General features: G+C 63.3%; 23 protein-coding genes. 12 read left to right on the top strand and 11 right to left on the bottom strand.

The window, feature by feature from the left end; genetic code table 11:
• Window positions 1-309: 309 nt before the first annotated feature.
• Window positions 310-2,031 carry a hypothetical protein gene (locus tag ACREXZ_RS24210; protein WP_431766652.1) on the top strand — a complete coding sequence of 574 codons (1,722 nt, stop codon included), beginning with the start codon at window positions 310-312 and terminating at the stop codon, window positions 2,029-2,031.
• A 48-nt stretch (window positions 2,032-2,079) separates the two neighbouring features.
• Here the strand turns inward: ACREXZ_RS24210 and ACREXZ_RS24215 are convergent, their stop codons facing one another.
• Window positions 2,080-4,206 (bottom strand): hypothetical protein, encoded by a 2,127-nt coding sequence (locus tag ACREXZ_RS24215; protein ID WP_431766653.1) that lies wholly within the window; start codon window positions 4,204-4,206, stop codon window positions 2,080-2,082.
• Window positions 4,207-4,506: 300 nt separating this feature from the next.
• On the opposite strand from ACREXZ_RS24215, the gene ACREXZ_RS24220 reads away from it, so the two are divergent.
• Both ACREXZ_RS24220 and ACREXZ_RS24225 read left to right on the top strand, forming a co-directional pair.
• On the top strand, window positions 4,507-4,782 hold the full coding sequence (locus ACREXZ_RS24220; protein WP_431766654.1) for a hypothetical protein: 276 nt from the start codon (window positions 4,507-4,509) through the stop codon (window positions 4,780-4,782).
• 29 nt (window positions 4,783-4,811) lie between these two features.
• Window positions 4,812-5,309, top strand: a complete 498-nt coding sequence (locus ACREXZ_RS24225) for a molybdopterin-dependent oxidoreductase (protein ID WP_431766655.1) — start codon at window positions 4,812-4,814, stop codon at window positions 5,307-5,309.
• A 4-nt stretch (window positions 5,310-5,313) separates the two neighbouring features.
• Here ACREXZ_RS24225 and ACREXZ_RS24230 read toward each other — a convergent pair whose 3' ends face one another.
• The 6 genes from ACREXZ_RS24230 to ACREXZ_RS24255 form a co-directional block, all read right to left on the bottom strand.
• Window positions 5,314-6,117 (bottom strand): glycosyltransferase family 2 protein, encoded by an 804-nt coding sequence (locus ACREXZ_RS24230; protein WP_431766656.1) that lies wholly within the window; start codon window positions 6,115-6,117, stop codon window positions 5,314-5,316.
• 90 nt (window positions 6,118-6,207) lie between these two features.
• Entirely contained in the window at window positions 6,208-7,620 is a 1,413-nt protein-coding gene (locus tag ACREXZ_RS24235) for a sensor histidine kinase (RefSeq protein ID WP_431766657.1), read from the bottom strand.
• Between the two features lie 16 nt (window positions 7,621-7,636).
• Window positions 7,637-8,320, bottom strand: a complete 684-nt coding sequence (locus ACREXZ_RS24240) for a response regulator transcription factor (protein ID WP_431766658.1) — start codon at window positions 8,318-8,320, stop codon at window positions 7,637-7,639.
• Window positions 8,321-8,341: 21 nt separating this feature from the next.
• The gene (locus ACREXZ_RS24245) at window positions 8,342-9,163 is read right to left on the bottom strand and encodes a MipA/OmpV family protein (RefSeq protein ID WP_431766659.1); all 822 of its coding nucleotides are present in this window, start codon (window positions 9,161-9,163) and stop codon (window positions 8,342-8,344) included.
• A 113-nt stretch (window positions 9,164-9,276) separates the two neighbouring features.
• Entirely contained in the window at window positions 9,277-10,422 is a 1,146-nt protein-coding gene (locus ACREXZ_RS24250; protein ID WP_431766660.1) for an NAD(P)/FAD-dependent oxidoreductase, read from the bottom strand.
• Between the two features lie 72 nt (window positions 10,423-10,494).
• Window positions 10,495-11,172 (bottom strand): HD domain-containing protein, encoded by a 678-nt coding sequence (locus ACREXZ_RS24255; protein WP_431766661.1) that lies wholly within the window; start codon window positions 11,170-11,172, stop codon window positions 10,495-10,497.
• Window positions 11,173-11,337: 165 nt separating this feature from the next.
• Here ACREXZ_RS24255 and ACREXZ_RS24260 point away from each other — a divergent pair, with 165 nt between their 5' ends.
• Window positions 11,338-11,865 carry a DUF3574 domain-containing protein gene (locus ACREXZ_RS24260; RefSeq protein WP_431766662.1) on the top strand — a complete coding sequence of 176 codons (528 nt, stop codon included), beginning with the start codon at window positions 11,338-11,340 and terminating at the stop codon, window positions 11,863-11,865.
• A gap of 91 nt (window positions 11,866-11,956) precedes the next feature.
• Here ACREXZ_RS24260 and ACREXZ_RS24265 read toward each other — a convergent pair whose 3' ends face one another.
• From ACREXZ_RS24265 to ACREXZ_RS24275, 3 genes are read right to left on the bottom strand one after another with little or no spacing between them, the layout of a single operon-like run.
• Window positions 11,957-12,253 carry a 4Fe-4S dicluster domain-containing protein gene (locus ACREXZ_RS24265; RefSeq protein ID WP_431766663.1) on the bottom strand — a complete coding sequence of 99 codons (297 nt, stop codon included), beginning with the start codon at window positions 12,251-12,253 and terminating at the stop codon, window positions 11,957-11,959.
• A complete protein-coding gene (locus ACREXZ_RS24270) occupies window positions 12,253-12,609 on the bottom strand; it encodes a hypothetical protein (protein WP_431766664.1) in 357 nt (118 codons plus the stop codon). The genes ACREXZ_RS24265 and ACREXZ_RS24270 overlap by 1 nt, the downstream gene beginning before the upstream one ends.
• Window positions 12,610-12,622: 13 nt before the next feature.
• On the bottom strand, window positions 12,623-13,243 hold the full coding sequence (locus tag ACREXZ_RS24275; protein ID WP_431766665.1) for an RNA polymerase sigma factor: 621 nt from the start codon (window positions 13,241-13,243) through the stop codon (window positions 12,623-12,625).
• 446 nt (window positions 13,244-13,689) lie between these two features.
• On the opposite strand from ACREXZ_RS24275, the gene ACREXZ_RS24280 reads away from it, so the two are divergent.
• From ACREXZ_RS24280 to ACREXZ_RS24315, 8 genes are all read left to right on the top strand, one after another.
• Window positions 13,690-14,052, top strand: a complete 363-nt coding sequence (locus ACREXZ_RS24280) for a helix-turn-helix domain-containing protein (RefSeq protein ID WP_431766666.1) — start codon at window positions 13,690-13,692, stop codon at window positions 14,050-14,052.
• Window positions 14,053-14,241: 189 nt separating this feature from the next.
• A complete protein-coding gene (locus ACREXZ_RS24285) occupies window positions 14,242-14,733 on the top strand; it encodes a hypothetical protein (RefSeq protein WP_431766667.1) in 492 nt (163 codons plus the stop codon).
• A gap of 360 nt (window positions 14,734-15,093) precedes the next feature.
• Window positions 15,094-15,786 carry a DJ-1/PfpI family protein gene (locus ACREXZ_RS24290; RefSeq protein WP_431766668.1) on the top strand — a complete coding sequence of 231 codons (693 nt, stop codon included), beginning with the start codon at window positions 15,094-15,096 and terminating at the stop codon, window positions 15,784-15,786.
• 375 nt (window positions 15,787-16,161) lie between these two features.
• The gene (locus ACREXZ_RS24295; RefSeq protein WP_431766669.1) at window positions 16,162-17,436 is read left to right on the top strand and encodes a NupC/NupG family nucleoside CNT transporter; all 1,275 of its coding nucleotides are present in this window, start codon (window positions 16,162-16,164) and stop codon (window positions 17,434-17,436) included.
• Between the two features lie 32 nt (window positions 17,437-17,468).
• A complete protein-coding gene (gene deoA / locus ACREXZ_RS24300) occupies window positions 17,469-18,788 on the top strand; it encodes a thymidine phosphorylase (protein ID WP_431766670.1) in 1,320 nt (439 codons plus the stop codon).
• A gap of 9 nt (window positions 18,789-18,797) precedes the next feature.
• Window positions 18,798-20,018 (top strand): phosphopentomutase, encoded by a 1,221-nt coding sequence (locus ACREXZ_RS24305; RefSeq protein WP_431766671.1) that lies wholly within the window; start codon window positions 18,798-18,800, stop codon window positions 20,016-20,018.
• 21 nt (window positions 20,019-20,039) lie between these two features.
• Window positions 20,040-20,441, top strand: a complete 402-nt coding sequence (locus ACREXZ_RS24310) for a cytidine deaminase (protein WP_431766672.1) — start codon at window positions 20,040-20,042, stop codon at window positions 20,439-20,441.
• Window positions 20,442-20,525: 84 nt separating this feature from the next.
• Window positions 20,526-21,224 carry an HAD family hydrolase gene (locus ACREXZ_RS24315; RefSeq protein ID WP_431766673.1) on the top strand — a complete coding sequence of 233 codons (699 nt, stop codon included), beginning with the start codon at window positions 20,526-20,528 and terminating at the stop codon, window positions 21,222-21,224.
• 110 nt (window positions 21,225-21,334) lie between these two features.
• On the opposite strand, the gene ACREXZ_RS24320 is transcribed toward ACREXZ_RS24315, so the two are convergent.
• Complete coding sequence (locus ACREXZ_RS24320) at window positions 21,335-22,942, bottom strand: NAD(P)/FAD-dependent oxidoreductase (protein ID WP_431766726.1); 1,608 nt, start codon at window positions 22,940-22,942, stop codon at window positions 21,335-21,337.
• Window positions 22,943-23,508 lie beyond the last annotated feature (566 nt).

Here is a 23,508-nt window from a genome sequence, read left to right on the forward strand (position 1 = left end):
TGCATTTTGCGAAGTAAGTAGACGTCTATGCATCGGTCGGCTATCTGCCGATTCGGAGCGACTGACGAGTTTGAGTTGTCAGAGTCGAAGGTCGAATCGAACGCAACGGAATATCGGAGAAGAGTGATTGGCGGTGCGAGCTCGCCTCAAGTGATTAACAAGTGCGGCGGCGCACGAACAGAATTTCAGATGACCTGCACAATATCGAAATTGCGTAATCGTATGGGGTTTGGCGATACCGGTCGGAATTGCTTTTTAACTCTTGGTCGACCTTTGATGGGGTAGGCCGCACCCCTCAGGTTAAACAGGATGAGCGATCCCATAAATCATCGAACGCCGGATATCGAACTGAACGCCAGCGCTAGCGGCGACGTCGTGGGTATTGTTCAAGCGCTTGTAGAAAATATGCTTCGATCCGATGGCCGCGTGTACATTTCGGTGCTGCTGATGCTCACCTACATCGGCGCGGTGCTGACCGGTCCGATCATGAACGGCCACGATACCTATATCTCTTTCTCACACGTGGAGATATGGGCAAGCGCGCTGCGTGCCGGCGATCTCTTTTCGGTCTGGACGCCAGTCGATGCCAATGGTTTCGGGTCGCCAGTTCCGTTTTTCTATCACAAGCTGTTCAATCTGGTGGCCGCATTCTTGACGCTGTCGACCGGCGACATTGTGACCGGCGTGCGAGCGGGCATTCTGCTATTTTCTTTCGTGATGTTCGCGGGAATGGACCGGTGTGCCGCATACCTCGGCGCGGATCGTCGCTCGCGGCTAGTGATTGGTACGATCTGCACGTTGTCGCCATACACCCTCGTATGCATCTTCGAACGCGGGGCACTCGCAGAATATTCGGCGATGGCCCTGGTCCCGTTCGGAATTGCGCAGGTCATCGCATTGTTTACTGCACGAAATAGACCGAGGCCGGTTCTGATGCTTTCCATCGTGCTGATGCTGCTTGCGCTTGCTCATGTCACGATCTTTGTTGCTGCCGTTGGATTACTGGCGTTGTTTGGCTTGTTTGCAATAAAGCGAGCGCCTGTAGCGGGTATTGTCCTGCTTGGATTGAGCGGAGTCGCGACGTCACTGTTTGTTGGTCTCGTCTATATGCCGTTTGCTTTCTGGAGCAGTTATTTCTCGCCATCCCAGGCACGGTTGCACGGCTTGCCCGCTGACAACACCGTCGCGCTGATACGGATATTTTCACCGAACCCGGGTTCGTGGTTCGGATGGCCGGTGCTGGCGCTGACGATCGCACTCGCGTGGCAGTTCCGTCGTCGAACGGGCAGGTTGGCGTCGATGGTATGGATCCCCGGTTCAATCGCCGTCATCCTGCTGCTTTGCATGACACGTCTGGCAGCGCCGTTGTGGCGCACGTCTGATCTGCTCGATTTCGTACAGTTTCCGTGGCGATTTCTGTCTTTGACGACACCACTGATTTTCATTGTGCTGGCAGCATCGATCGAACAGCTTGCACCGACGCAGAGGCGCTACGTGCAGCTCGGGCTTCTTGTGATGACGTTGTTGAATACCGGCGGAATGCTTGCGTCGTGGCACCGTGTGTTTTCAATGATACCGGTAGCCGAGTTAAGACATCAGGTGTCGTCGACGGGGCCCGGTCCCGATGCTGGGGGAGAGTATTTTCCCGCGCGATACAGTGCGCAGCTTGCAGCCACACCGGATCTGCTCGCGCGTGGCGCGGCATCGATTCTACCTTCGCGTCGTCCGTTGATCGAAGCCGGCGGCGGCTGTACGTCAGCAGATATTTTGCAAATGGCCTATATCGCGAGCCTTCATTTCGAAGCACACTGCGCATCCGTCGGCTCGATCCGGGTGAACCAGTTCGACACGCCTTTTCTTGATGTGACTGCGAAGCGCAACGATGGGTTGACGATTCATCCTTTTGCGGATGGTGTGTTTTTCGATCTACCATTGTCTACCGGAAACTGGACAATTCACGTCAGGCAGAGGACATACCTCGAACTGGTGAGGATGGTGTGGGGCGCGAGGTTCTCGCACTTTCGGCCGTGATCCGCAGGCAGTAGGATCAACGACGGAAGCGCCCACGAATAACACGTCTTATACCTTGCTGATCGCTCCACCAGGAGGCCAGAACAGCCCCCCCGAGGTTAGATCGCTTGCAGAGGTTGGGCCAGAATTCCATGTCGGACCTTCGTTGGGATTGTATGGCCCCGGCATTCCCGAGCCGAGCATTATGCCGGCCAAATAGTAATCGGCGCTGACAGTGGGTGCGAAATTGATGCTGACGTAGCCAGCGTTGGTCGGATCGGTATCGTAGACGCTAATATCGATCGCCTTTACTTTCGTCCACGTAAATGCGCTGGGGTAGGCCGTGGTTTGCGCCGGCGGCGGAGCAGTTCCTGACGCAACGAGGTTGTATGCCATACCTCCGTTGGTTAGACAGATAATCCAGAACTTGAAGAAGATACGTTGCCTGTTTGCAACTGGATTTCCTCTGACGGGCAAGCCAAAAAGGCCGGCCCCGGAGCTCACCTTGATGACGAGCGGGTTCGGACCAAGTTCCTCGAGCATTTGAGCAGTCATTGGAGAGCTGGCAAGCGGCTGGCCAGTCGCGGCGAGTGTCGAAAAACTGAAAGGCGTCAGTACTGTCGGGCCGGAGTGTATAAGCCAGTTGCCGCCCGAAACCAAGCTGTTTGCAATCCCGAGACCACTGTTACGCTCCGGGTTCAGCAACAGATTGCCACGTATCGATAGTGAAGGAAGAATCTCTGCGTCCTGCTCATAGGCGATTCGTGCATCGTAGAACGTCTGCCGGATTCCTCCAGCTGGACTCTCAACCAGATCGTAGCTTCCGTTAAAGATATCCATTGTCGCACCGCGGACATTCCACCAATACGTGTCGACGATGTTGATGAGTGCTGCTTTCGGTGCTGGATATCCCGGGGCCCCCGTCGGCGGTGTGAATTTGTCGCCGTCCAGCGAGCGAATGTACAAAACAGAACCCCAACGGGCCGAATACTTGCGGCGATACTCATTACTGTCGTAGCCTGGCCATGCGCCGTCAGCTCCACTTTCACTCCCGCTACCGAGAGCAACGGTGTACCACCCGTCAAGATTGGTGCTTTCGAAGACGATGCCTGTACCTTGTGTCGACGGACGCAAGTAGGCAAAACACTCGCCAATATTTTCGATGGCACAACTCTCGAAGATTCCGGCGATCCCGTTGGGAAATCCGACGGGAGGCGACGCGTTAGCATATTGACTCGCATTCAGGAATATGACGGGCGAGAACCCAAGATTGCAGTCGTGAAATTGGCACTGGAGACCACCGTTATGCCCCACATAGGTCTGATCACCGAACGCGTACGCCGCAATGACGCCCTGAAGCGAGCAGCCCTCGAAGTGATAGTCTCCGCCGCTAACGGAATTCCAGATTCCAAAAATGCCGGTAAACGAGCAGTTCGTGGAATAGACATGGCCGCCCAAACCCGCATCCTCTCGACCCACGACGGCGTTATACAGACCGATTGACTCGAAATAGCATAGCTGTGTCGTCTTAAGCAGCGTACAGCCGCCCGTTACGATGTTCGCCCACACTGGATCGACGAGAGCTGGAACCGCTGTGCCAGAAGCATTGGTGTACGCATCGTGAGGCAGTGCTGCGGTGTCCACGTTACCTGAGCTAATTGCACCGCTCAGGCTACCCACGTTTCCAGCTAGTTTGCCGTTTCTCAGTTGCTGCCCATACGTCGTTAGCACGATTCCATACCAGGTACCACCGCCAGCATCATTGCGGGAACCAGGAAAGCATTGAATGTGTGTGCGCCCGTTTACATCGAGATAGCCAAAGTCCCAGTTTGCGGTCAGTGTGAGTTGCGCTGCGACGATCGATCCCGTCGGTGTTGCTGGTAGCGTCGCCCACGCTGCGAGCGCTTTTGCTGCAGCATCACATGCGCTGAGTGCCGCTGTATCGTCTGTCGATCCATCGCATTTTGCGCCGTACCATCCGGCATTCACGTGCCCGGTAAAAAGCCGTTTGTAGGCCGCATTGCTGCCGTCAATAATGAAGATTGCTCCGTCATCACTGAGACCCGTGGGGCTCGAGAGTCGAGCGAACAAACCACTTGATAGGGCATCAGTCGCCAGAAATACCAGTGTTGGGTTGCCGGTGCTGGCGCGAAACGCTGCGACCGTGGCATAGCTCGTTTGCTGGGATGTCGTCATTTTTGGGATCGTTTATCTGGCGGTGAGAAGGATTAAATCGGATATCCAGCGACCCGGTACGGACTATTGAGCTGACATCTAGTCGCTGCACTGCGTGCAGCGGTGCGGGATAGAGGGAATATGCCAGCGGAAATTACCATCCAGTATCTGCGGGATAGGTTCGGTATCGAACACAGCAGAACAGGAGGGATGACATGTGACTACCGCTCCCAACGCATTCATGCGAATGCTAAAGTTATGTTGAGCACTCGCGCGGCTGATCCCGCCGCGCTCGTCAAACCCCAAAGGAGGACACCCCGCATGTCCATCACAGCCAACCCGACACTCGACGTCCTGCGCGATCTGCTCAAGGATGCCGAGACTTTGCGCGACCGTCTGCGCGACGCGGCCGCGAGCGACGCACCGCTCGACCGCGCCGCGACTACGCACCAACTCGCGGTCCTCGCGCGTCGCGCGCACGCACTGTGGATCACGGGCGCGCAGGACATCGCGGGCGCCGCATTCGACGACATGGTGACGGTCAAGGCCGCGATCCAGAACGCGACGGTCGAATGCCGGCGCTCGCTCGGCATCTAGCGATTAACGAATCGACCTCGAAGGAACACATGAAACACCTGAAGAACGCGATGCTGGCGCTCGCGATGGCGATCAGCGCCATTGCAGCGCACGCACAGACCACCGACTTCACGCTCGACATCACCGGCAACATCTCGCACGCGACCGACGCATCCACGCACACGTATCGCTTCACGCGGCAGGACCTGCTGGCACTGCCTGTGAAGACCATCCGCACGTCGTCGAACTGGACGCCGGTCAGCGTATGGCGCGGGCCGACGCTAAAGAGCGTGCTGGAGAAAGCCGGCGCGCAGGGAAAATCGATGCGCGTCTATGCGCTCGATCATTATTCGCACGAGATTCCGGTATCGGACGCGGAGCAGTATGGCGTGATCGTCGCGTATGAACGGGACGGCAAGCCGCTCGAGGAGAAGGGATTCGGTCCGCTGATGCTGATCTATCCGCGCGACGCACTGCCCGACGACGCGAATCGCAAGATCATCGATTCGCGCTTCGTCTGGCAGACGTACAAGATCGTGATCGAGTAACGCATTACTCCTGCAGCAGCGCAGAAGGCAACTGCTTGACGAACTCGTGATAGCCGAGCGACTGATCGTCGCGCGTCTCGAACAGCTCGCTGATCTTCAGCCGCAGACGGAACAGCGCCCGCGTGTCCGCGAGTCCCGTTTCCGACATGCCGCCCGTCAACCCTGCGATGATATTGCGGTACTCCGCGTTGATGTCACGCCTGACGGTGCACGTGCTGCCCGAGCGCAGCATGCATTGATACGCGGCACCATGAATGACGGGAATCGTGCCGCCCGCGCGATCGATCGCCTCGCACGTGTGCAGCACGTCTTGTGCAAACGTGGTCTGCCATTGCGGATGCAGTTCGCGTCGCCCGATCGCGTGCATCGAGCCGAACAGTCGCGCGAACGCCGGGATGGTCAGCGAATGGATGCCTTCGCCGAGGGTTCTCGCCACGGCCCCCGCTTCGTCGACGTAACGCGTCGGCGCAGTGACGACCGGGTGCGTGGCGAGCGCCTTGCGCGCGAGGCCGATAAACGATGGGTCGAAGATGTCGTCGTCGTCGAGCGTCGCGACGTATGCGCCGCGCGCGATCGCGAGGCCGCGGTTGCGCGCGCTGCCGGCGCCCGTTTGCGACGCTGTCGTGCGGACCACGCGAATCCGCGGGTCGCGCTGTTCTAGATGCGTGTAGTCCGCGCCGTCGTCCGGCGAGACGATCATTTCCCACGCGGGGCTGTCCTGCTGCAGCAGCGAGTTCACTGCGCGATCGAGCAGTGGTCCCGAGTTGAATGTCGCGGTGATGACCGAGATGATGCCAGCGGCTTCCATTGTCGTTCCATTGATCCAGTGCGGGAGCGTTGCGCTCCGTTTGAGTTCGACAATATAGCCTGGGGTGCAGCGATCTGCTGGCAGTAGCTCCTATGGGGCCGGGGCTGCGTCGTCGAACCGCACCGCAAAGCCTGTCCCCACCGTCAACCGGCTGACGGCGATCCGCCAGCCATGTGCGACTGCGATTTCGCGGCAGATCGCGAGGCCGAGGCCCGCGCCGTGATGGCGTGCACCCGGCGCACGCCAGAAGCGCTTGAAGATGAACGGCAGGTACGCTTCGTCGATACCCGGTCCTTCATCGCGTACCTGGATCGAATGCGCATCGACGATCACCCGCACGCTGCCGTCCGGCGGCGATACGTTGATCGCGTTCTCGACGACGTTCTTCAGCAGGATGAACAGTGCGCTGCGATCCGCCCAGATCGACGGCGATGTCTGCGTGCTTTCCAGATGCAGCCCGACGTGCATCGTTTCGGCCTTGCGCGCCAGATACGCGAGCACGTCCTGTGCGACGTCGGCGGTCGCGACGTCGGCGAAGCTGAAGTTCTGCGCCTCGCTGACCTCCGCGAGATGCAGCAGCTGCCGCACCTGGCGCGCCATCAGGTCGATCTCGCGCAGCAGCGTGTCCTTGTCGTGGATGTCGGGCTGCAGTTCGATCTGCCCGCGAATCAGCGTGAGCGGCGTTTGCAGCTCGTGTGCGGCCGACGCGAGAAACTGCTGCTGCACGATAAAGCCGTTTTCGAGCCGGTCGAGCGCTTCATTGAAGCCGTCGATCAGCGGACGGATTTCGTGCGGCAGACCGCTCGGCGACAACCGCGTCGTGAGGTTGCGCGGCGTGATCAGCGCGGCGGCTTCCGACACCTGTCGCAGCGGCTTGAGCACGCGACGCAGCATCAGCGTGAGCGACAGTCCGAAGATGATCGTCGCGATGAAGAACACGACGTTGACGATCCGCGTCAATGCCCTGATTCGTTCCTGCGCGAGGATCGTCGTGAAACGGGCGCTCGCGGCGGTCTGCACGCGAAACGCACGACCCGTATGCACGAAGCGCAGCGTCGCGATGTAGAAGGGTCGGCCGTTCAGCGTCGTTTCTTCGATCGTTGGCTCGCCGTTCACGCCCGGCCGGTCGATCCACGGGCCGTCGTACTTGCCTGGCGACACGAGCAGCACGGTGCCGTGCTCGTCGGTCACGCGGTATTTCAGCTCGGTCGGAATCGCCTCGAACATCCACGCGGTGGGGTCGCTCAACTGGACCGCGACCGGCTGGCCGGCCGCGTCGTAGACGAGCGCGTCCACGATGCGCTGGACGACCTCGATCTGAGAATGACGGCCCACCGTCTGCTGCGGAAACGTGCTTAGCGTCTGGATGCCGACGGTGGCGAGCAGGCCCAGGCACAAGGCGAGCGCGGCGACGCTCGTTAGCCACAGGCGCGTGGAGAGCCCCTGAAACCAGCGCGGCGCGGTGCCGTGCGCGGGGGAGGTGCTGCGGCACCGGGTTCGCACTGCAGGCCGCGACGGATCAGGCGTCGGCAACGGCATGCAGTGCGAACCCGGCGCCGCGAACATTGACGAGCCGTGCCGACGCACTGAGCGTCGACAGCTTCTTGCGCAGTCGATGCAACGTGACTTCGAGCGCATTCGGCGTGACCGCGTCGCCGAGTCCCCATGCCGCGTGTTCGAGCGTCGCGTGGCGCACGGTGCGTCCCGCCGCATGGATCAGGCACAGCATGATCTGCAGTTCGGCCGGCGCGAGCAGGACCGAGGCCGTGCCGCAATAGAGCGCGCGCTGCGCGGGATCGACGGCCAGGCCGGCGAACGATGCGACCAGTTCGGTCAGCGCGGGCGGCCGGCGCATCAGCGTGCGCACGCGCGCGACCAGCTCGCTCATCGCGAACGGCTTCGTCACGTAGTCGTCGGCGCCGCTCTCGAGTCCGTCGACGCGATCGTGCAACGCATCGCGGGCCGTCAGCATCAGGCACGGCGTCATGTCGCCGGCCGCGCGCAGCGCGCGCAGGAACGCGAGGCCGTCGCCGTCGGGCAGACCGCGATCGACGATCAGTACCGCGTACGCCGCGAGATTGACGCCGTAGCGTGCTTCGGACACGCTGCGAAAGTGATCGGCTTCGATGCCCGCGCCGGACAGCGCGTCGCGCACCATCGCGGCGAGGCGTTCGTGGTCTTCGATCAGGGCGACTCGCGACATGACGGGTCCGGCCGAACCGGCTTAGTTGAATCGATAGAGGTAGCCGACCCGCACCTCGGGAACGAACTTGCGGCCGACGATCGGGCTGTCGGTGATACCGCTGCCGAGATGCTTCACGCCGACGTCGAGCGTGGCCGACTGATGCGCGGTGAAGCGGTAGTCGACCCGGGCGCCGAGTTCGACGTTGACCGCCGACGTGCCGGTGTAGGCAGGCCGGATGGCGGTCGCTTCGGATGGCCGCACGCCGTAATAGTAATCCACGTACTTGTGGCTCAACCATTCGGCGCCGACGTGCGGTTCGACCGACAGCCTGCCGAACCCGAACGACTTGCCGAACGACAGGTGCGCCTGCTGCCCCTTGTTGCCGCCGGTCAGCACGTCGCCGGACAGCGTGCCGAACCCGGTTTCCCACGCGAACGCCGGGCCGAACCAGAACGCGCCGTGGCGGTTCTGCATGCCGTTCAGGATCCGCGCGTCGGAGCCGTTGTAGCCGTCGCCGAGCGCGTATTTGCCGCGCAGACTCACCGCGACACCATCCCATTTGCCGATTTTCAGGTCGAGCGTCGTGCCGAGCGCGTGCACCCACTTGTTGTCGAAATAGAACAGCGGGATCGGTGTGTACTTCGCACCGTCGCCTGCATACGGCGACTGCTCGACGCCTGCGCCGACGCCCAGTCCCCAATGCGTGACGTTGGTCGCGTTACTCAGGATCGTGAAGCCGGAGTCGTCCGGGGACGGCGCGGCGGGCGGCGTGGCATCGTCGGCGCGGGCTTGCGCCGCGTGCAGGCAGAAGGCGGTCGCGGCGAGCAGCAGCGGCTGCGTGCGGAGAAGCGTGTTTTTCACGGGAGGTCCCGAAGTCGTCGATGCCGGCGACTGTAGGACCGCCCGACTTACCGGTCACTTACTGGTGATCAGGCGCTTGAAACGGATCGGCTTACCGGGTTTTACTTTTACGGCTAGCGATGCGCCGCGCTCGCGCGCAGCCGGTCCGGACTCAACCACGCCGGGTCCAGTCCGAGATCGCGCAGCGCGGCCGGCAACGGACGGCCCAGCACGAGGGTGGCCGCTGTCTCGCCGAGTCCGGGCGAACTCAGTACGCCGCTGCCGCCTTGTCCGCCGAGCCAGAAGAAGCCTTGCGCGCTGGCGTCGAAGCCCGCGACCGGATCGTCGTCGCTGGCGAAGGTCCGCAGTCCGGCCCAGGCGCTCAGCGGCCGGTCGATGGCGAGACGTGTGTCCGCCATCAGATTTTCAAGCCCTTGCGCGACGTCGATATCTTCGGGGAGCACATCGTGCGGTGGGACTTCATGTGCGTCGGCGAGACTGCCGAGCAGGCGTCCCGCATCCGGCTTGAAGTACCAGTTGCCCACGCTGCTCCAGATGAGCGGCCAGCGCGAGCTGTCGACGTCCGTCGGCGCGGCGAAGCTGAATGCGGTGCGCCGGTACGCGCGCAGTCCGAGCGGCGCGATGCCCGCGAGCCCGGCGATCGTGTCCGTCCACGCGCCGGCAGCGTTGACGATGACCGGCGCGATGAATGCTTCGTTCGCGGTTCGCACGTGCCAGCCGTCGGCCTGTCGACTGATTGCTTCGACGCCTGCCGAGTAGCGGTCCACCAGACCATGCGCGCGGGCCGTGCGCAGATAGCCTTGCAGCAGCAGATCGACGTCGATGTCTTTCGCGTCTTCTTCGAGGACTGCGCCCAGAAGACCGTCGGCCTTCAGGTACGGACACACCGCCAGCGTATCTGCGGCGTCGAGGCGACGATGCCGTGCATCCGTTGCACTGAGGGTCTCGATGTCCCGTCGTAGCGCTTCGTCGGAGGTGCCCCACGCGACCGTCATCGCGCCGCGCGGTTGAACGAGCGGATGCGGTGCGAAGCCGGTCGGCGGTGAGTCGAAGAATGCGCGGCTGGCCTGCGCGAGACGTCGCATCGCGGGTGTCGTGATCGCGACGCTGAAGATGGCCGCTGACCGCCCGGTGCTGTGATGACCGGGCGCGACCTCCCGCTCCAGCAAGGTCACCGCGCAATGCGGTGCGAGGAATGCACTAACGGAAGCGCCTGCGATACCCGCGCCGATGACGATGACGTCGCTGCGAATGCTCATGCGGTTGCTCCTCTCACGGTTGGTTGTGCCAATAAGCCAGTCAGCTTGTGCTGCCTGGCTTGTGCCGATCAGTCAGATCTCCTCGGCGAATTCGTCGAGCAGGCGTCGCAGCCGTTCCTGTCTCTGCACGGCGATCCGTGCGCCGGCCGCGGTCTGGAATCCCGATGCGAGCTTGAACAGCTTTGTGTGGAAATGATCGATCGCGTAGCGCGCGTCGTCGTACGGACGGTCGTGTGCGTGCGGATCGGCGAAATCGTAGAGCGCGCTGCCCATGCGGCCAGCGACATAGAAGCAGCGCGCCGCGCCGACGATGCCGATCGCATCGAGTCGGTCCGCGTCCTGCAGGATTTTTGCCTCGAGCGTGAGCGGCGCGATGCCAGCCGAATAACTGTGTGCTTCGATTGCATGCGCAGCGGCGCGGACCTGGTCGTCCGCCCAGCCGAGATCATCGAGGATGCGTGATGCGGTTTGCGCGGAGAGCCGCGACGCCTGCGCGCGCAGCGGCGAATTTTTCTCGACGTTCACGCAGTCGTGCAGTACTGTCGCTGCCAGCAGTACTTGCGCATCGCCGCCTTCTTCAGCATGAATCGCCGCCGCGTTTTTCCACACGCGCTGCAGGTGCGCAACGTCGTGCGAGCCGTCGTCAGCGTTGTGACTCACGTGATGCAGTAGCGCGTCGGCGAGCGATTCAAACGGTGCGAAGGCGGTGGAGGCTTTGGGTGCATGGGATGCGGAAGAGGCTGCGGTCATATCGGTCGGGCAGGGATGGAAGCAGGGACGGTGAAGTACGGCGACGCCAAGGATACGCCGAAGGCGTGACGATTGTCTGCGTGTACTGCGGTGCGCTACGCAAACGTCGACAGCGATCGCCTGTCGGTCACCATTGAACGGCTCACTTCGAAAACAGGAACCACCATGCAGACTTTCAGTTTCAGAATGCTCATTGCATCGATTTCGTTCGTTGCGCTTACCGCTTGCCAGGTAGGCGGTCCTCCGGCGCAGCCCGGCGCGGCGGCGAGCGGTGCGGGCGGCGACGCCGAAACGACGGGCGCCGCGGCGGCGACCGGCGCATCGGATGCGGCGCCCACCGCGCAAGCGCTGTGCGCGAAGATCAGCGGCACGAAGGAGATCACGGCCGAGCTGCTGTTCGGTCGCGACGTGAAGGGAAGGCGTCCGGTTTCGGACAAGGAGATCAGGCAGTTTCTCGCAGACATCGTGACGCCGCGTTTCCCCGACGGCTTCACGACGTGGCGCACGCAGGGGCAATGGCTCGACAGCGACACGCAGCACGTCGTGCGCGAAGACAGCTTCGTCGTGCACATCGTCGCGAGCGGCACGTCCGATACACTCGATCATCTCGGCGAGATTCGCAGCGAGTACATCAAGAAATTTCGTCAGCAGTCGGTCGGCCTCGTGCTGACCAGTGCGTGCGCGTCGTTCTGATGTGAGCGCGGCGCGGCGTCACGAGGATGTGTGCCGCGCCGGGTTGTCCTGGCGCGCCGCGACGGCACGCGCTACGACAACCTGCCTCAAACTATTTCACCCGCGCCAGCGTGATCGCATGTTCCGGGCACGCGGTCACGCACAGCCCGCATGAGCGGCACGCATCGGCGTTCGGCGTGTACGCCACGCGCATGCCGTGCACGCGGATCTTGAAGCGGTTGAATGCGCCGAGCTGTTGATAGTCCGCGTCGTCGATGCGGCGAATCTCGAACACGTTCTCGGGGCACACCTCGGCGCAGTCGCCCTTGCCCTCGCAGTGCTTCAGGTTGACGACCGGGGCGATCACGCCCGCGGGCTGTTTGCAGATGGCGGTCGCGGCGCGGCTCATCAGAAGTCCTCCGTGCGGTTGTCAGGCGATGGCGCGGCACCCGGTGGCGTGGCCGACGGTGGCGCGTACTTCTGGAAGCGCGCGCGTTCTTCTGGCGTCATGCGCTCCCACTTGCGTTCCCAATGGCGACAGTTGCGGCCTTCGCGCCAGCGACCACGTCCTCGTCCGCGGAAGCCGCCGAACAGGATGCGGCTCAACACCAGCAGCCCGAACGCATGCGGGAAATCGATCGTGCGTGCGCCGACGAACAGCGCGGGCAGCACCCAGTTCCACAGCGTCATCACCATCCATCCCAGCACCACGATAATCAGCAGTACCAGCACGACCTTGGCGACACATTTCAGCCAGAATTTCATTGACCTGCTCCTTCTAGAGATCCAGTTCGTCGTACACGTCGCGCAGACGTGCACGCAGATGCAGCACCGCATACCGCTTGCGGCCGAGCAGCGTATTCACGCTCACGCCGCTCGCAGCCGCGAGTTCCTTGAAACTGCGCCCTTCGAGTTCATGCGCGACGAACACCTCGCGCTGCTCCGGCGGCAGATCGTCGAGCGCTTCCTGCAGTGCCAGCAGCAGCACCGAGCGCGCGTACGCGGCCTCGGGCCCGGCGTCGGAGGCGGGCAGTTCGAGATCGAGCCGGTAGGATTCGTCGCCGTCGTCGTTTTCCGCCGCCGGCGCGAGTTCGGCGACCGGCTGCTCGCGCCGCTTGCGAAAGCGGTCGACGATCCGGTTGCGCGCGACGCGAAAGAGCCACGCGCTGACCTGTTCGATCGGTGCGGGTAGCCGGTACGCTTCGACGAATTCGTACAGGACGTCTTGCAGGATGTCCTCGGCGTCGCCCGGGTCGCGCACACGGCGTCCAATGAAGCGTCCCAGCCGGCCGCGTTCGCGCAGCACGGCTGCGGCGATCTCGCTGTCCCTTTCGGGTTCCCGTCCTGGGCCCTGTTCAGGCGATGACGCGTGCGGGTCGTGGGTCGGCGGCTGTTCCATGCATCTGAAGACGTTCGGCGAACGGGAATATTGTGGCCGGTGGAAAAGATTTTTCCGGCCGGTTCCGGTTCGGAGTCTACGCGTGGAAGACGGAAGGGGAGGCGACGGGCGGGAATGCGCCCGGGGACTACAACGTCAAGGTAAAGCCGCGGCAAGCGCGCCGAACCCCGGCGTCCATGCGCGGCGCCATTGCGCGCGCTGCGCATCGTCGAGCGACGCACTGTCGATCTGGTTCTCTTATATATCGATCGATTGGATTTATTTTAGAGGTAGGTGCCGGGTACATGCACTGAGCGGCTACCGTAGTGATGGCGGGCCGTGGATACCTAAAAAGCACTTATAAGAAGCTTATAACCGCTTCACGCGCTTAATATGCTGCATGTATGAGGCGCAAAGAGTTGCGCGCAGCGCCCAGGCTTTTTCGAGGTCGTAGCCGGAATCCGCAAGTGGTGACCGATACGCAGGTTCGGCGACTGAAGCCCTTCAACCGCCAGAGAGTCATCATGCCCCGTCGGAACCGACCGACCCGCGAAGAACAGAATGCCCTGCGCCGTGCTTTCTACGAAAGAATCGGCCGGGGCGATATGACTATTCCAGAGACCATGAAAGCGATGCGCGAGATGACGGGCCTGACCCAGGCGGAATTTGCCGCACACCGGGGCGTGAGCCGTCGCGTCATCCAGGACATTGAACGCGGGACCGGCAATCCGACCGTCGACTCGCTCAACAGCGTGGCGAAGCTCTTTGGGCTGCAAGTTGGATTCGTTTCGATCAGGCGAAATGAAGCAGGGTCGCCGGCATCAAGCTGACAGCTATCATCACGCGGCGTCGGCCTGGCATCTGATTTTGCTGAAGCGCGATTGCATTTATTGTGTTGCCCTACGTTAGAGGGTGTTTGCCCTGAAGTTTTGCCGGGTCGTGCCGTTAATACGGCAACCGCTCTCAGGAAGACGCTTCGTCCTGTCGCGGCCCATAACGATCTACATCAAGGGGCAAATATGAAGTCAACCATCCTCAGTGCAGCGACCCTCGCAGCGGTCGCGCTGCTCGCGGGCTGTGCCGCTACGCAGCCGACGATCGACTCGGCCCACGCGGGCAATGCGCAATTGCAGACCGCGCTCGCGGGCGGCATCGCCGAGCCCACGGTCGATACGAACGGCCATGAAGTCAGTGCCGCGGTGCGCGCAGGTCTGATCGACGCGTTCGACCAGCAGGCGCAGAAGGCGGGCGTGAAAGTCGTGCCGACCGGCACGCCGGTCAAGATCACGATGCAGGAGTACAGCACGCGTTCGAACGTCGCGCGCTTCATGCTCGGTGTGCTCTCCGGTCGAGATCACATCAAGGCGACGGTTGCCGTCGGCGAAGCGACCTTCGACGTGGAAGATTCGGCGCATTCGGCGATCAACGGCATCGACGTGGTGGCGGAGGACGTCGGCATCGAAGCGGCGAACGGCGTTGCGAAGCTGGCCGGACTGCCGGACGTCCACTGAGCGGAATGCGCGTCCGCGAGTCGTGCTTGCGCTGATTCTGTCAAGGGTGCGTGGCGGCGAAGCGAACCTTTGACTGCCACGGAAAAGATACGCCTGGCAGTGGGCCCGTGTCGTCCGGTACGCCGCGCGCCGGGGTCGTGCCGTTCGTGCTCGAACTGATCGCGAAGGACCTCGGCGATCTGGCCGCGACGCTATCGTCCACGGGCGGCTCGCATAGCGCGTGACTGCATCGCTACTGCGAAACAGATAGCTCAGAATGTTGGCAGAAATTGCACGCTCGTTGTCGTTTCCGCCACCTATGCGGATGCTCCAATGAACGCTCCATCAACGCCCCTATCAGGCAAGAAAAGGAGAACCGCAATGTCGAACATCGCGACCCGCACCGCCGGCTTTCTGCTGTACCCGAACGTTACGCAGCTCGACCTGACCGGGCCCTTCGAAGTGCTGAGCCGACTGCCCGGCTGGAAGACGGAAATCGTCGCCGCGTCGCGCGCGCCGGTGCACTCCGACCGCGGCCTCGTGATCCAGCCCGACACGTCGTTCGCTGAAGCGGGCGACTACGATCTGTTCGTCGTGCCCGGCGGTCCCGGCACCGACGACGCGATGCTCGACGCCGCGACGGTCGCGTTCATCCGCGAGCGCGGGCAACGCGCGCGCTACGTGTTCGGCATCTGCACGGGCTCGCTGCTACTGGGCGCGGCCGGCCTGTTGCGCGGACGGCGCGCGGGCACGCACTGGCAGTCGCGCGACCTGCTCGCGAAGTTCGGCGCGACGCCGAGCGCCGATCGTCTGACGGTGGACGGCAATCTGTTTACGTCGGGTGGCGTGACAGCGGGCATCGATATGGCGCTGCGCGTCGCAGCAGAAGTGGCGGGCGACGACGTCGCGCAGCAGATCCAGTTGCAGATCGAGTACGATCCGGAGCCGCCGTTCAACGCGGGCTCGCCCGACGTCGCGCCGCGTGCAATCGTCGAGCAGGTAGTGGCGGCATCGGTGCAGCGCATTGCGACTCGCACAGCCGCAGTCGAGCGCGCGGCTGCGGCGCTCGGCTAGCCCTGGTCTCACGTCGCGGCGTCGCGTGACGTGGCGCGACGTGACCCGAAGTTAACACACCGGCCTGAAACCTCCTGCATCCGTTAGCTTCATAACATCTCCGCGTCACGTATTCGCATCGCCGCTGTGCGATACGTGCCGTCGCGCAGCCATCACCTTCCCCTCTCAAACGATGCATCCCGCATCGATCTCCGCCTGCCGTCCTGGCCGGCGTCCTCATCACGCTCGGTGAAAACCCGCATTGTGACTGTCCCGAATCGTAATGAGAATTTCGACACATTTTTTGTTATGTAACTATCAAGTGCCGTCGTAATGGCTTCCCTCGCGCCGGGCGTTTTTGTCCGGTTGCGCAACCCCTACGTCTGAGAGCCCCACGTGAATATCGTCCGCAGCCTGGGTGGCATGTGTCTGCTGTTGCTGATCGCGTATGCGCTGTCGACCAACCGGCGGGCGATCCGCCCGCGCACGCTGATCCCGGCGTTCATCGCGCAGCTCGCGATCGGCGCGTTCGTGCTGTTCGTGCCGCTCGGCAGCCGCGCGCTCGTGGCCGCCGCCTACGGCGTCAACCAGGTGCTGCAGATGGGCGACCGCGGCGTCGAGTTCATGTTCGGCGGCCTGGTCGGCGACAAGATGTTCCAGCTGTTCGGCGGTAGCGGCTTCGTGTTCGGGCTGCGTGTGCTGCCGATGATCATCTACGTGACCGCGTTGATCGCCGTGCTGTATCACATCGGCGTGATGAAGTGGATCATCAACGGGCTCGGCGGGCTGTTCGAGAAACTGCTTGGCGTGAGCCGCATCGAAGCGTGCTCTGCGGTCGCGACGATCTTTCTCGGGCAGAGCGAAATGGCCGCGTTCGTGAAGCCGTTCATCAAGCAGATGACGGGCGCCGAACTGTTCGCCGTGATGTCGAGCGGCATGGCGGCGGTCGCGGGCTCGGTGCTCGCGGGCTACGTCGGGCTCGGCGTGAAACTCGAATATCTGCTGGCCGCGTCGTTCATGGCGATACCCGGCGGCCTGCTGTTTGCGAAGATGATCTTCCCGACCACCGAGGCGCCGCAGCCGATCCCCGAGAAGCTGAATTTCGACGAGCGCCGTTCGGCGAACATCATCGAAGCGGCGGCGTCGGGCACCGCGGTGGGCCTGCGCATTGCGATGAACGTCGGCGGGATGCTGATCGCGTTCATTGGACTGATCGCGCTGCTGAATGCGATCGTCGGCGGCGTGGCGGGCTTGTTCGGCTATCCGTCGCTGACGCTGCAGATGATTCTCGGCTACGTATTTTCGCCGCTCGCGTGGGTCATCGGCGTGCCGTGGCACGATGCGCAGATCGCGGGCAACTTCATCGGCGAGAAGCTGATCCTCAACGAGTTCGTCGCGTACGTCGACCTGTCGCCGTATCTGAAGAGCGCGCAGGAAGTCGCCGCGGCGGGCCTGCGGGCGCTCGATCCGAAGACCATCGCGATCGTGTCGTTCGCGCTGTGCGGCTTCTCGAACTTCTCGTCGATCGCGATTCTCGCCGGCGGCTTCAGTGCGGTCGCGCCCGAGCGGCGCTCCGAGGTCGCGCGCTACGGGCTGCGTGTCGTCGCCGCGAGCACGCTGTCGAATCTGATGAGCGCGGCGATCGCCGGCACGTTTCTGTCGCTACACTGACGCCAGTCCTCTTCAATTTGAGCAGGCCCATCATGTTCCTCACGCAGGAAATCATCCGCAAGAAGCGCGACCGTCAACCGCTCACCGAAGCCGAAATCGCGGCGTTCGTGCAGGGCGTGACCGACGGCAGCGTCACCGAAGGGCAGGTCGCCGCGTTCGCGATGGCCGTGTTCTTCAACGACATGAGCCTCGACGAGCGCGTCGCGATGACGCGCGCGCAGCGCGACTCCGGCCAGGTGCTGCAGTGGCGCGATCTCGATCTGCCGGGGCCGGTCGTCGACAAGCATTCGACCGGCGGCGTCGGCGATCTGACGTCGCTGCTGCTCGGCCCGATGGTCGCCGCATGCGGCGGCTTCGTGCCGATGATCTCGGGACGCGGTCTCGGCCATACCGGCGGCACGCTCGACAAGCTCGCGTCGATTCCCGGCTACAACGTGACGCCCGACATCGACGCGTTCCGTCGCACGGTGCGCGTCGTCGGCGTCGCGATCATCGGCCAGACTGCGCAGCTCGCGCCCGCCGACAAGCGCATCTACGCAATCCGCGACACGACCGCGACGGTCGAATCGGTCGCGATGATCACGGCGTCGATCCTGTCGAAGAAACTCGCGGCGGGTCTCGACGGTCTCGCGATGGACGTGAAGGTCGGCTCCGGCGCGTTCATGCCGAACTACGACAAATCGGTCGAACTCGCGCGCAGCATCGTCGCGGTCGGCAATGGCGCGGGCATGAAGACGACCGCCGTGCTCACCGACATGAATCAGCCGCTCGCGCCCTGCGCGGGCAACGCGCTCGAAGTGCGTTTCTCGATCGATTACCTGACGGGCCGCACGCGTCCCGCGCGCGTGCACGAGGTGACGCTCGCGCTCGCCGCGCAGATGCTCGTGCTCGGCGGCCTCGCGCGCGACGTCGCGCACGCTCGCGACCAGCTCGTCGCCGCGCTCGATTCCGGCGCGGCCGCGGAGCGTTTCGCGCGGATGGTGCGCACGCTCGGCGGTCCCGCCGATCTGCTCGATGCGCCGGATCGTCATCTCGGCCGCGCGAGCGTCGTGCGGCCGGTCGCCGCACCGCGCGCGGGCGTCGTCGCGACGATGGATTGCCGTGCGATCGGTCTCGCGGTGGTGGGACTCGGCGGCGGCCGGCGTCGTCCCGAAGACACGATCGACTACCAGGTGGGTCTCACCGACGTCATCGAATTGGGCGCATGCGTTGAAGCGGGGCAGCCGCTCGCGATCGTCCATGCGCGCGACGAAGCGTCCGCGCAACGTGCCGCCGCGGAGATCGTCGCGGCCTGCGTGATCAGCGACGGTGCGGCGGACGTCCCGCCGAGTCTGTACGACGTGATCGAGTAGGGCGCCGTCATGCGCGCGATCGTTCTCGTTCTGGATTCTCTCGGCATCGGCGCGACGCCCGATGCCGTCCGCTTTAACGACGTTGGCGCCGATACGCTCGGTCACATCGCCGGGCATTGCGCGCGCGGCGCGGCAGAAGTGGGGAGAAGCGGACCACTGCACGTGCCGCACCTCGAGCAACTGGGTCTCGGCCTCGCGAATTGTCTCGCGACCGGCACGCTGCCCGCCGGCTTCGCGGCCGAGCCCGCGTTGATCGGCGCGTACGGCGCGGCGCGCGAACTGTCGTCGGGCAAGGACACGCCGTCCGGTCACTGGGAGATGGCGGGCGTGCCGGTGCGTTTCGACTGGGGTTATTTCCGCGAGCCGACCGATTCGTTCCCGCCCGCGTTGCTCGACGCGCTCGTGCGACGCGCGGGGCTGCCGGGCTATCTCGGCAACTGCCACGCGTCGGGGACGACGATACTCGATGCACTCGGCGACACGCATCGCGAGACCGGCAAGCCGATCTTCTACACGTCGGCCGATTCGGTGTTCCAGATCGCGTGCCACGAAGAGACCTTCGGGTTGCAGCGCCTGTACGACCTGTGCGAGATCGCACGCGAAGAAGTGAACCGCTACGAGATCTGCCGGGTGATCGCGCGGCCCTTCACCGGCGATGCGCAACACGGCTTCGTGCGCACCGCGAATCGTCGCGATCTTGCAGTGCCGCCGCCGGCCGCGACGGTCCTCGAAAAACTCGCGAAGGCGGGCGGCGAGGTCGTGTCGATCGGCAAGATCGCGGACATCTATGCGCACACCGGCGTCACGCGAAAATTGAAGGCGAGCGGGCTCGACGGCCTGTGGCAGGCGACGCTCGATGCCGTGCGCGAAGCGCCGGACTTCAGCCTCGTGATGACGAACTTCGTCGACTTCGACCAGAATTACGGGCATCGCCGCAACACGACCGGTTACGCGGCGGCGCTCGAATATTTCGACGGCCGGCTACCCGAGCTCTACCCGCTGCTCGCCGACGACGACGTGCTGATCCTCACCGCCGACCACGGCTGCGACCCGACGTGGCCCGGCTCCGACCACACGCGCGAACACGTGCCGGTGCTCGTGTACGGCCACCACGTGAAACCGGGCAGCCTCGGCGTGCGCGAGAGTTTCGCGGACATCGGGCAGAGCCTCGCCGGCTGGTTCGGACTCGAACCGTTCCCGGACGGCACGTCGTTTCTCGTGTCGAACTGAACCTCGTAAAAGGAAAACGCGATGACCCCGACGCCCCATCAAGCCCTGCTCGACGAAGCGCGCGCCGCACGCGACCTTGCGTACGCGCCGTATTCGAAGTTCCACGTCGGCGCGGCGCTGCGCGCGAAGGACGGCACGGTCTTTCGCGGCTGCAACGTCGAGAACGCCTCGTACGGGCTGTGCAACTGCGCGGAACGCACGGCGCTGTTCGCCGCGATCGCGGCGGGCTACCGGCCCGGCGATTTCGACACGCTCGCGGTAATCGGCGACACCGACGGCCCGATTGCACCGTGCGGCGCGTGCCGTCAGGTGATCATCGAAATCGGCAAGCCGACGCTGACGGTGGTGCTCGGCAACCTCGCCGGCGCGGTGGAAGTGACGAACGCGGACGCGCTGCTGCCGGGGGCGTTTTTCCTGGGGTAACGCGTTCGGGTAGCGCGTGGGCGGCGCATTGGATGGCGCGCTGCGGTATCCTCGGCGCTTCGCCATTTTTTCTCCTGCCCTGCGATGTCCGATTTCCCCTTCGATGCTGTGATCTTCGACTGCGACGGCGTGCTCGTCGATTCGGAGCCGATCACCAACCGTGTGCTTTCGACGATGCTCGGCGAACTCGGCTGGGACATCGGCGTCGACGAGACGATGCGCATCTTCGTCGGCAAGACGGTGCGCGACGAAGCCGCGCGGATCGAAGCGCACACCGGCGTCGCGATCACGCCCGAATGGCTCGCGTCGTTTCGCACGCGGCGCAACGCGGCGCTCGACAGCGAACTCGTCGCGATTCCCGGTGCCGTCGATGCGGTGCGTGCGCTGCATCGCACGCTCGATGGGCGCATCGCGGTCGCGTCGGGCGCGGACCGGCACAAGGTCGACATGCAGCTTGCGAAGGTCGGACTGCTCGACTGCTTCGAAGATCGCGTGTTCAGCGGTCACGACATGACGCGCAGCAAGCCGTTTCCGGACGTGTACCTCGCGGCGGCCGCGGCGCTCGGTGTGGATCCCACGCGCTGCGCGGTCGTCGAGGACACGGCGACCGGCGCAACCGCAGGCGTCGCGGCCGGCGCGACGGTATTCGGCTACAGCGCCGGCGGCGCGGGACCTCACAGTGCCGATACGCTGCGCGCGGCGGGCGTGGCTGCTGTGTTCGACGACATGGCGCAGTTGCCTGCGTTGCTGGCGGCGTGGGCTCGCGTCGCGCGAAGCGCGTGAGCGTCTTGAACGCTGGGTAGCCGGCGCAGTGACGCGTGGCGGCGACTACGCCGCCTGACCGAAGGTGACGATGGCAAACCGGTCGCACTACGCTCCGAATGCGTCGATGACTACGCCAGATTGAGTGCCAAAGCTTGCGCGACTTCGATGCCGTCGATGGCCGCCGAATAGATACCCCCCGCATACCCCGCGCCTTCTCCGGCCGGATACAGACCTTCGACGTTCATGCTCTGGAAATCGTCTTTGCGTCGAATCCGGATCGGTGACGAAGTACGCGTCTCTACGCCGGTGAGCACTGCATCGTGCATCGCGAAGCCTGCGATTTTCCTGTCGATCTGGGGCAGCGCTTCACGGATGGCTTCGATCACGTAGTCAGGGAGCGCGGTACTGAGATCGGTCGGATGCACGCCCGGCTTGTACGACGGCACCACGGAGCCAAGCGAAGTCGACGGCCGGCCGGCGATAAAATCACCGACCAGTTGACCCGGCGCGTGGTAATTGCTGCCGCCGAGTTCGAATGCGCGTTCTTCCCATATGCGCTGGAACGCGATACCCGCCAGCGGACCGCCGGGATAGTCGTCCGGTGTAATGCCGACGACGATGCCCGCATTCGCATTACGCTCGGCCCGGGAATACTGGCTCATGCCATTGGTGACCACGCGACCCGGCTCGGAGGTCGCCGCAACCACGGTGCCTCCAGGACACATGCAAAAGCTGTAGACGGCGCGCCCATTACTGCAGTGATGCACCACCTTGTAGTCGGCCGCGCCGAGTTGCTTGTGGCCCGCAAACTTGCCGAAGCGCTGGCGGTCGATCAGCCCCTGCGGATGTTCGATGCGGAAACCCAGCGAAAACGGCTTGGCTTCGATATAAACACCGCGATCGTGCAGTATCTGGAAGGTGTCGCGCGCGCTGTGGCCGACGGCCAGCACCACATGGTCGCACCGCAGCGTTTCGCCGTTCGAGAGCTTGAGGGAGCGCACCTTGCCCTGATCGATTTCGATGTCGTCGACCCTGGTCTCGAAGCGCACTTCGCCGCCCAGTTCGTGGATGGTGGCGCGCATTTTTTCGACCATGCTGACGAGGCGGAAAGTGCCGATGTGTGGCCGGCTCAGATACAGGATATCTTCCGGTGCGCCAGCCTTGACGAATTCGTCGAGCACCTTGCGGCCATAGTGGTTCGGATCCTTGATCTGGCTGTATAGCTTGCCGTCGGAAAACGTTCCGGCTCCGCCTTCACCGAACTGCACATTGGATTCGGGGTTGAGTACGCCTTTGCGCCACAGGCCAAAAGTGTCCCTGGTGCGCTCGCGCACGGCTTTGCCACGTTCGAGAACGATGGGACGGAATCCCATCTGCGCGAGAACAAGTCCTGCGAACAGGCCGCACGGCCCCATGCCAATAACCACCGGGCGCAGGGTAGTCGTGTGCTCGGGGGCCTTCGCGACAAAGCGGTATGTCATGTCCGGCGTTACCCCGCAATGCGGCGTGCCGGCGAGCCGTTTGAGCGCGAGCGCTTCGTCCTTGACTTCAACATCGACGATATAGGTCAGCCTGATATCGGAGCGCTTGCGTGCATCGTGCGCACGGCGGAACACGGTGTAACGGAGGAGCCCGTCTGCCGCCACACCGAGATCCGCGAGGCGCGCGCGAATCGCGGCTTCGAGATCGCTTTCGGCATGGTCGAGTGGGAGTTTGACTTCGCTTAGACGTAGCATGAGTACCGGGATGCGGTCGCGAGAGGGATTGTGAAGCCGTATTTTATAGGTTCTGCGGTTTTTCGATATGCCACTCGCCGGCCTCAGATGAGATTTCAAGCCAACGCTCGAACGCCGTGCACATCGCCGATAGCGAACTATCGTTGCTTGCGATCCGCTTTTCTCCATGGACGACCGAAATCGACGCGTGCAGATTGTTCGGCTCTGATGAGACCGCTGCTTGCTCGCTTCGACTGAGCGCGTCCAGCGACAGTTTCCATACCCTTCCTTCCGCACGCCCATCCCTCGGGCTTCTCCAGTTCGTTTAGGTATTACTACGAATATCGAACTGGATATCGAACCCGTCTGAATTTTCATTAGAAGGTCATCGGACTCGTCCGTAGACTCTACGTCTAGCCTGTCGACGAAACAGACGATGGGGCGATGCCGGCACCGTCGGTATCCGCATGCCTTTCCGCACGCTCGCGAAGCCAGGAACGCCTGCCCGATCCCCGCGCTGCACAAAACCATGCCGCCCAGGCGCACGGCACCACCAAGAACGACGAAGAAATCAACTACATCGGAGA

It is taken from the genome of Paraburkholderia sp. (genome assembly GCF_050742655.1).
Classification (GTDB): Bacteria; Pseudomonadota; Gammaproteobacteria; order Burkholderiales; family Burkholderiaceae; genus Paraburkholderia.

Coding starts and splice junctions, on each gene's coding strand:
- ACREXZ_RS24285 (WP_431766667.1), top strand. CDS start 14,242: ATGAAGTCAACCATCCTCAGTGCAGCGACCCTCGCAGCGGTCGCGCTG.
- deoA (WP_431766670.1), top strand. CDS start 17,469: ATGTTCCTCACGCAGGAAATCATCCGCAAGAAGCGCGACCGTCAACCG.
- ACREXZ_RS24315 (WP_431766673.1), top strand. CDS start 20,526: ATGTCCGATTTCCCCTTCGATGCTGTGATCTTCGACTGCGACGGCGTG.
- ACREXZ_RS24210 (WP_431766652.1), top strand. CDS start 310: ATGAGCGATCCCATAAATCATCGAACGCCGGATATCGAACTGAACGCC.
- ACREXZ_RS24225 (WP_431766655.1), top strand. CDS start 4,812: ATGAAACACCTGAAGAACGCGATGCTGGCGCTCGCGATGGCGATCAGC.
- ACREXZ_RS24305 (WP_431766671.1), top strand. CDS start 18,798: ATGCGCGCGATCGTTCTCGTTCTGGATTCTCTCGGCATCGGCGCGACG.
- ACREXZ_RS24255 (WP_431766661.1), bottom strand. CDS start 11,172: ATGACCGCAGCCTCTTCCGCATCCCATGCACCCAAAGCCTCCACCGCC.
- ACREXZ_RS24270 (WP_431766664.1), bottom strand. CDS start 12,609: ATGAAATTCTGGCTGAAATGTGTCGCCAAGGTCGTGCTGGTACTGCTG.
- ACREXZ_RS24310 (WP_431766672.1), top strand. CDS start 20,040: ATGACCCCGACGCCCCATCAAGCCCTGCTCGACGAAGCGCGCGCCGCA.
- ACREXZ_RS24230 (WP_431766656.1), bottom strand. CDS start 6,117: ATGGAAGCCGCTGGCATCATCTCGGTCATCACCGCGACATTCAACTCG.
- ACREXZ_RS24260 (WP_431766662.1), top strand. CDS start 11,338: ATGCAGACTTTCAGTTTCAGAATGCTCATTGCATCGATTTCGTTCGTT.
- ACREXZ_RS24275 (WP_431766665.1), bottom strand. CDS start 13,243: ATGGAACAGCCGCCGACCCACGACCCGCACGCGTCATCGCCTGAACAG.
- ACREXZ_RS24220 (WP_431766654.1), top strand. CDS start 4,507: ATGTCCATCACAGCCAACCCGACACTCGACGTCCTGCGCGATCTGCTC.
- ACREXZ_RS24265 (WP_431766663.1), bottom strand. CDS start 12,253: ATGAGCCGCGCCGCGACCGCCATCTGCAAACAGCCCGCGGGCGTGATC.
- ACREXZ_RS24240 (WP_431766658.1), bottom strand. CDS start 8,320: ATGTCGCGAGTCGCCCTGATCGAAGACCACGAACGCCTCGCCGCGATG.
- ACREXZ_RS24290 (WP_431766668.1), top strand. CDS start 15,094: ATGTCGAACATCGCGACCCGCACCGCCGGCTTTCTGCTGTACCCGAAC.
- ACREXZ_RS24215 (WP_431766653.1), bottom strand. CDS start 4,206: ATGACGACATCCCAGCAAACGAGCTATGCCACGGTCGCAGCGTTTCGC.
- ACREXZ_RS24320 (WP_431766726.1), bottom strand. CDS start 22,942: ATGCTACGTCTAAGCGAAGTCAAACTCCCACTCGACCATGCCGAAAGC.
- ACREXZ_RS24250 (WP_431766660.1), bottom strand. CDS start 10,422: ATGAGCATTCGCAGCGACGTCATCGTCATCGGCGCGGGTATCGCAGGC.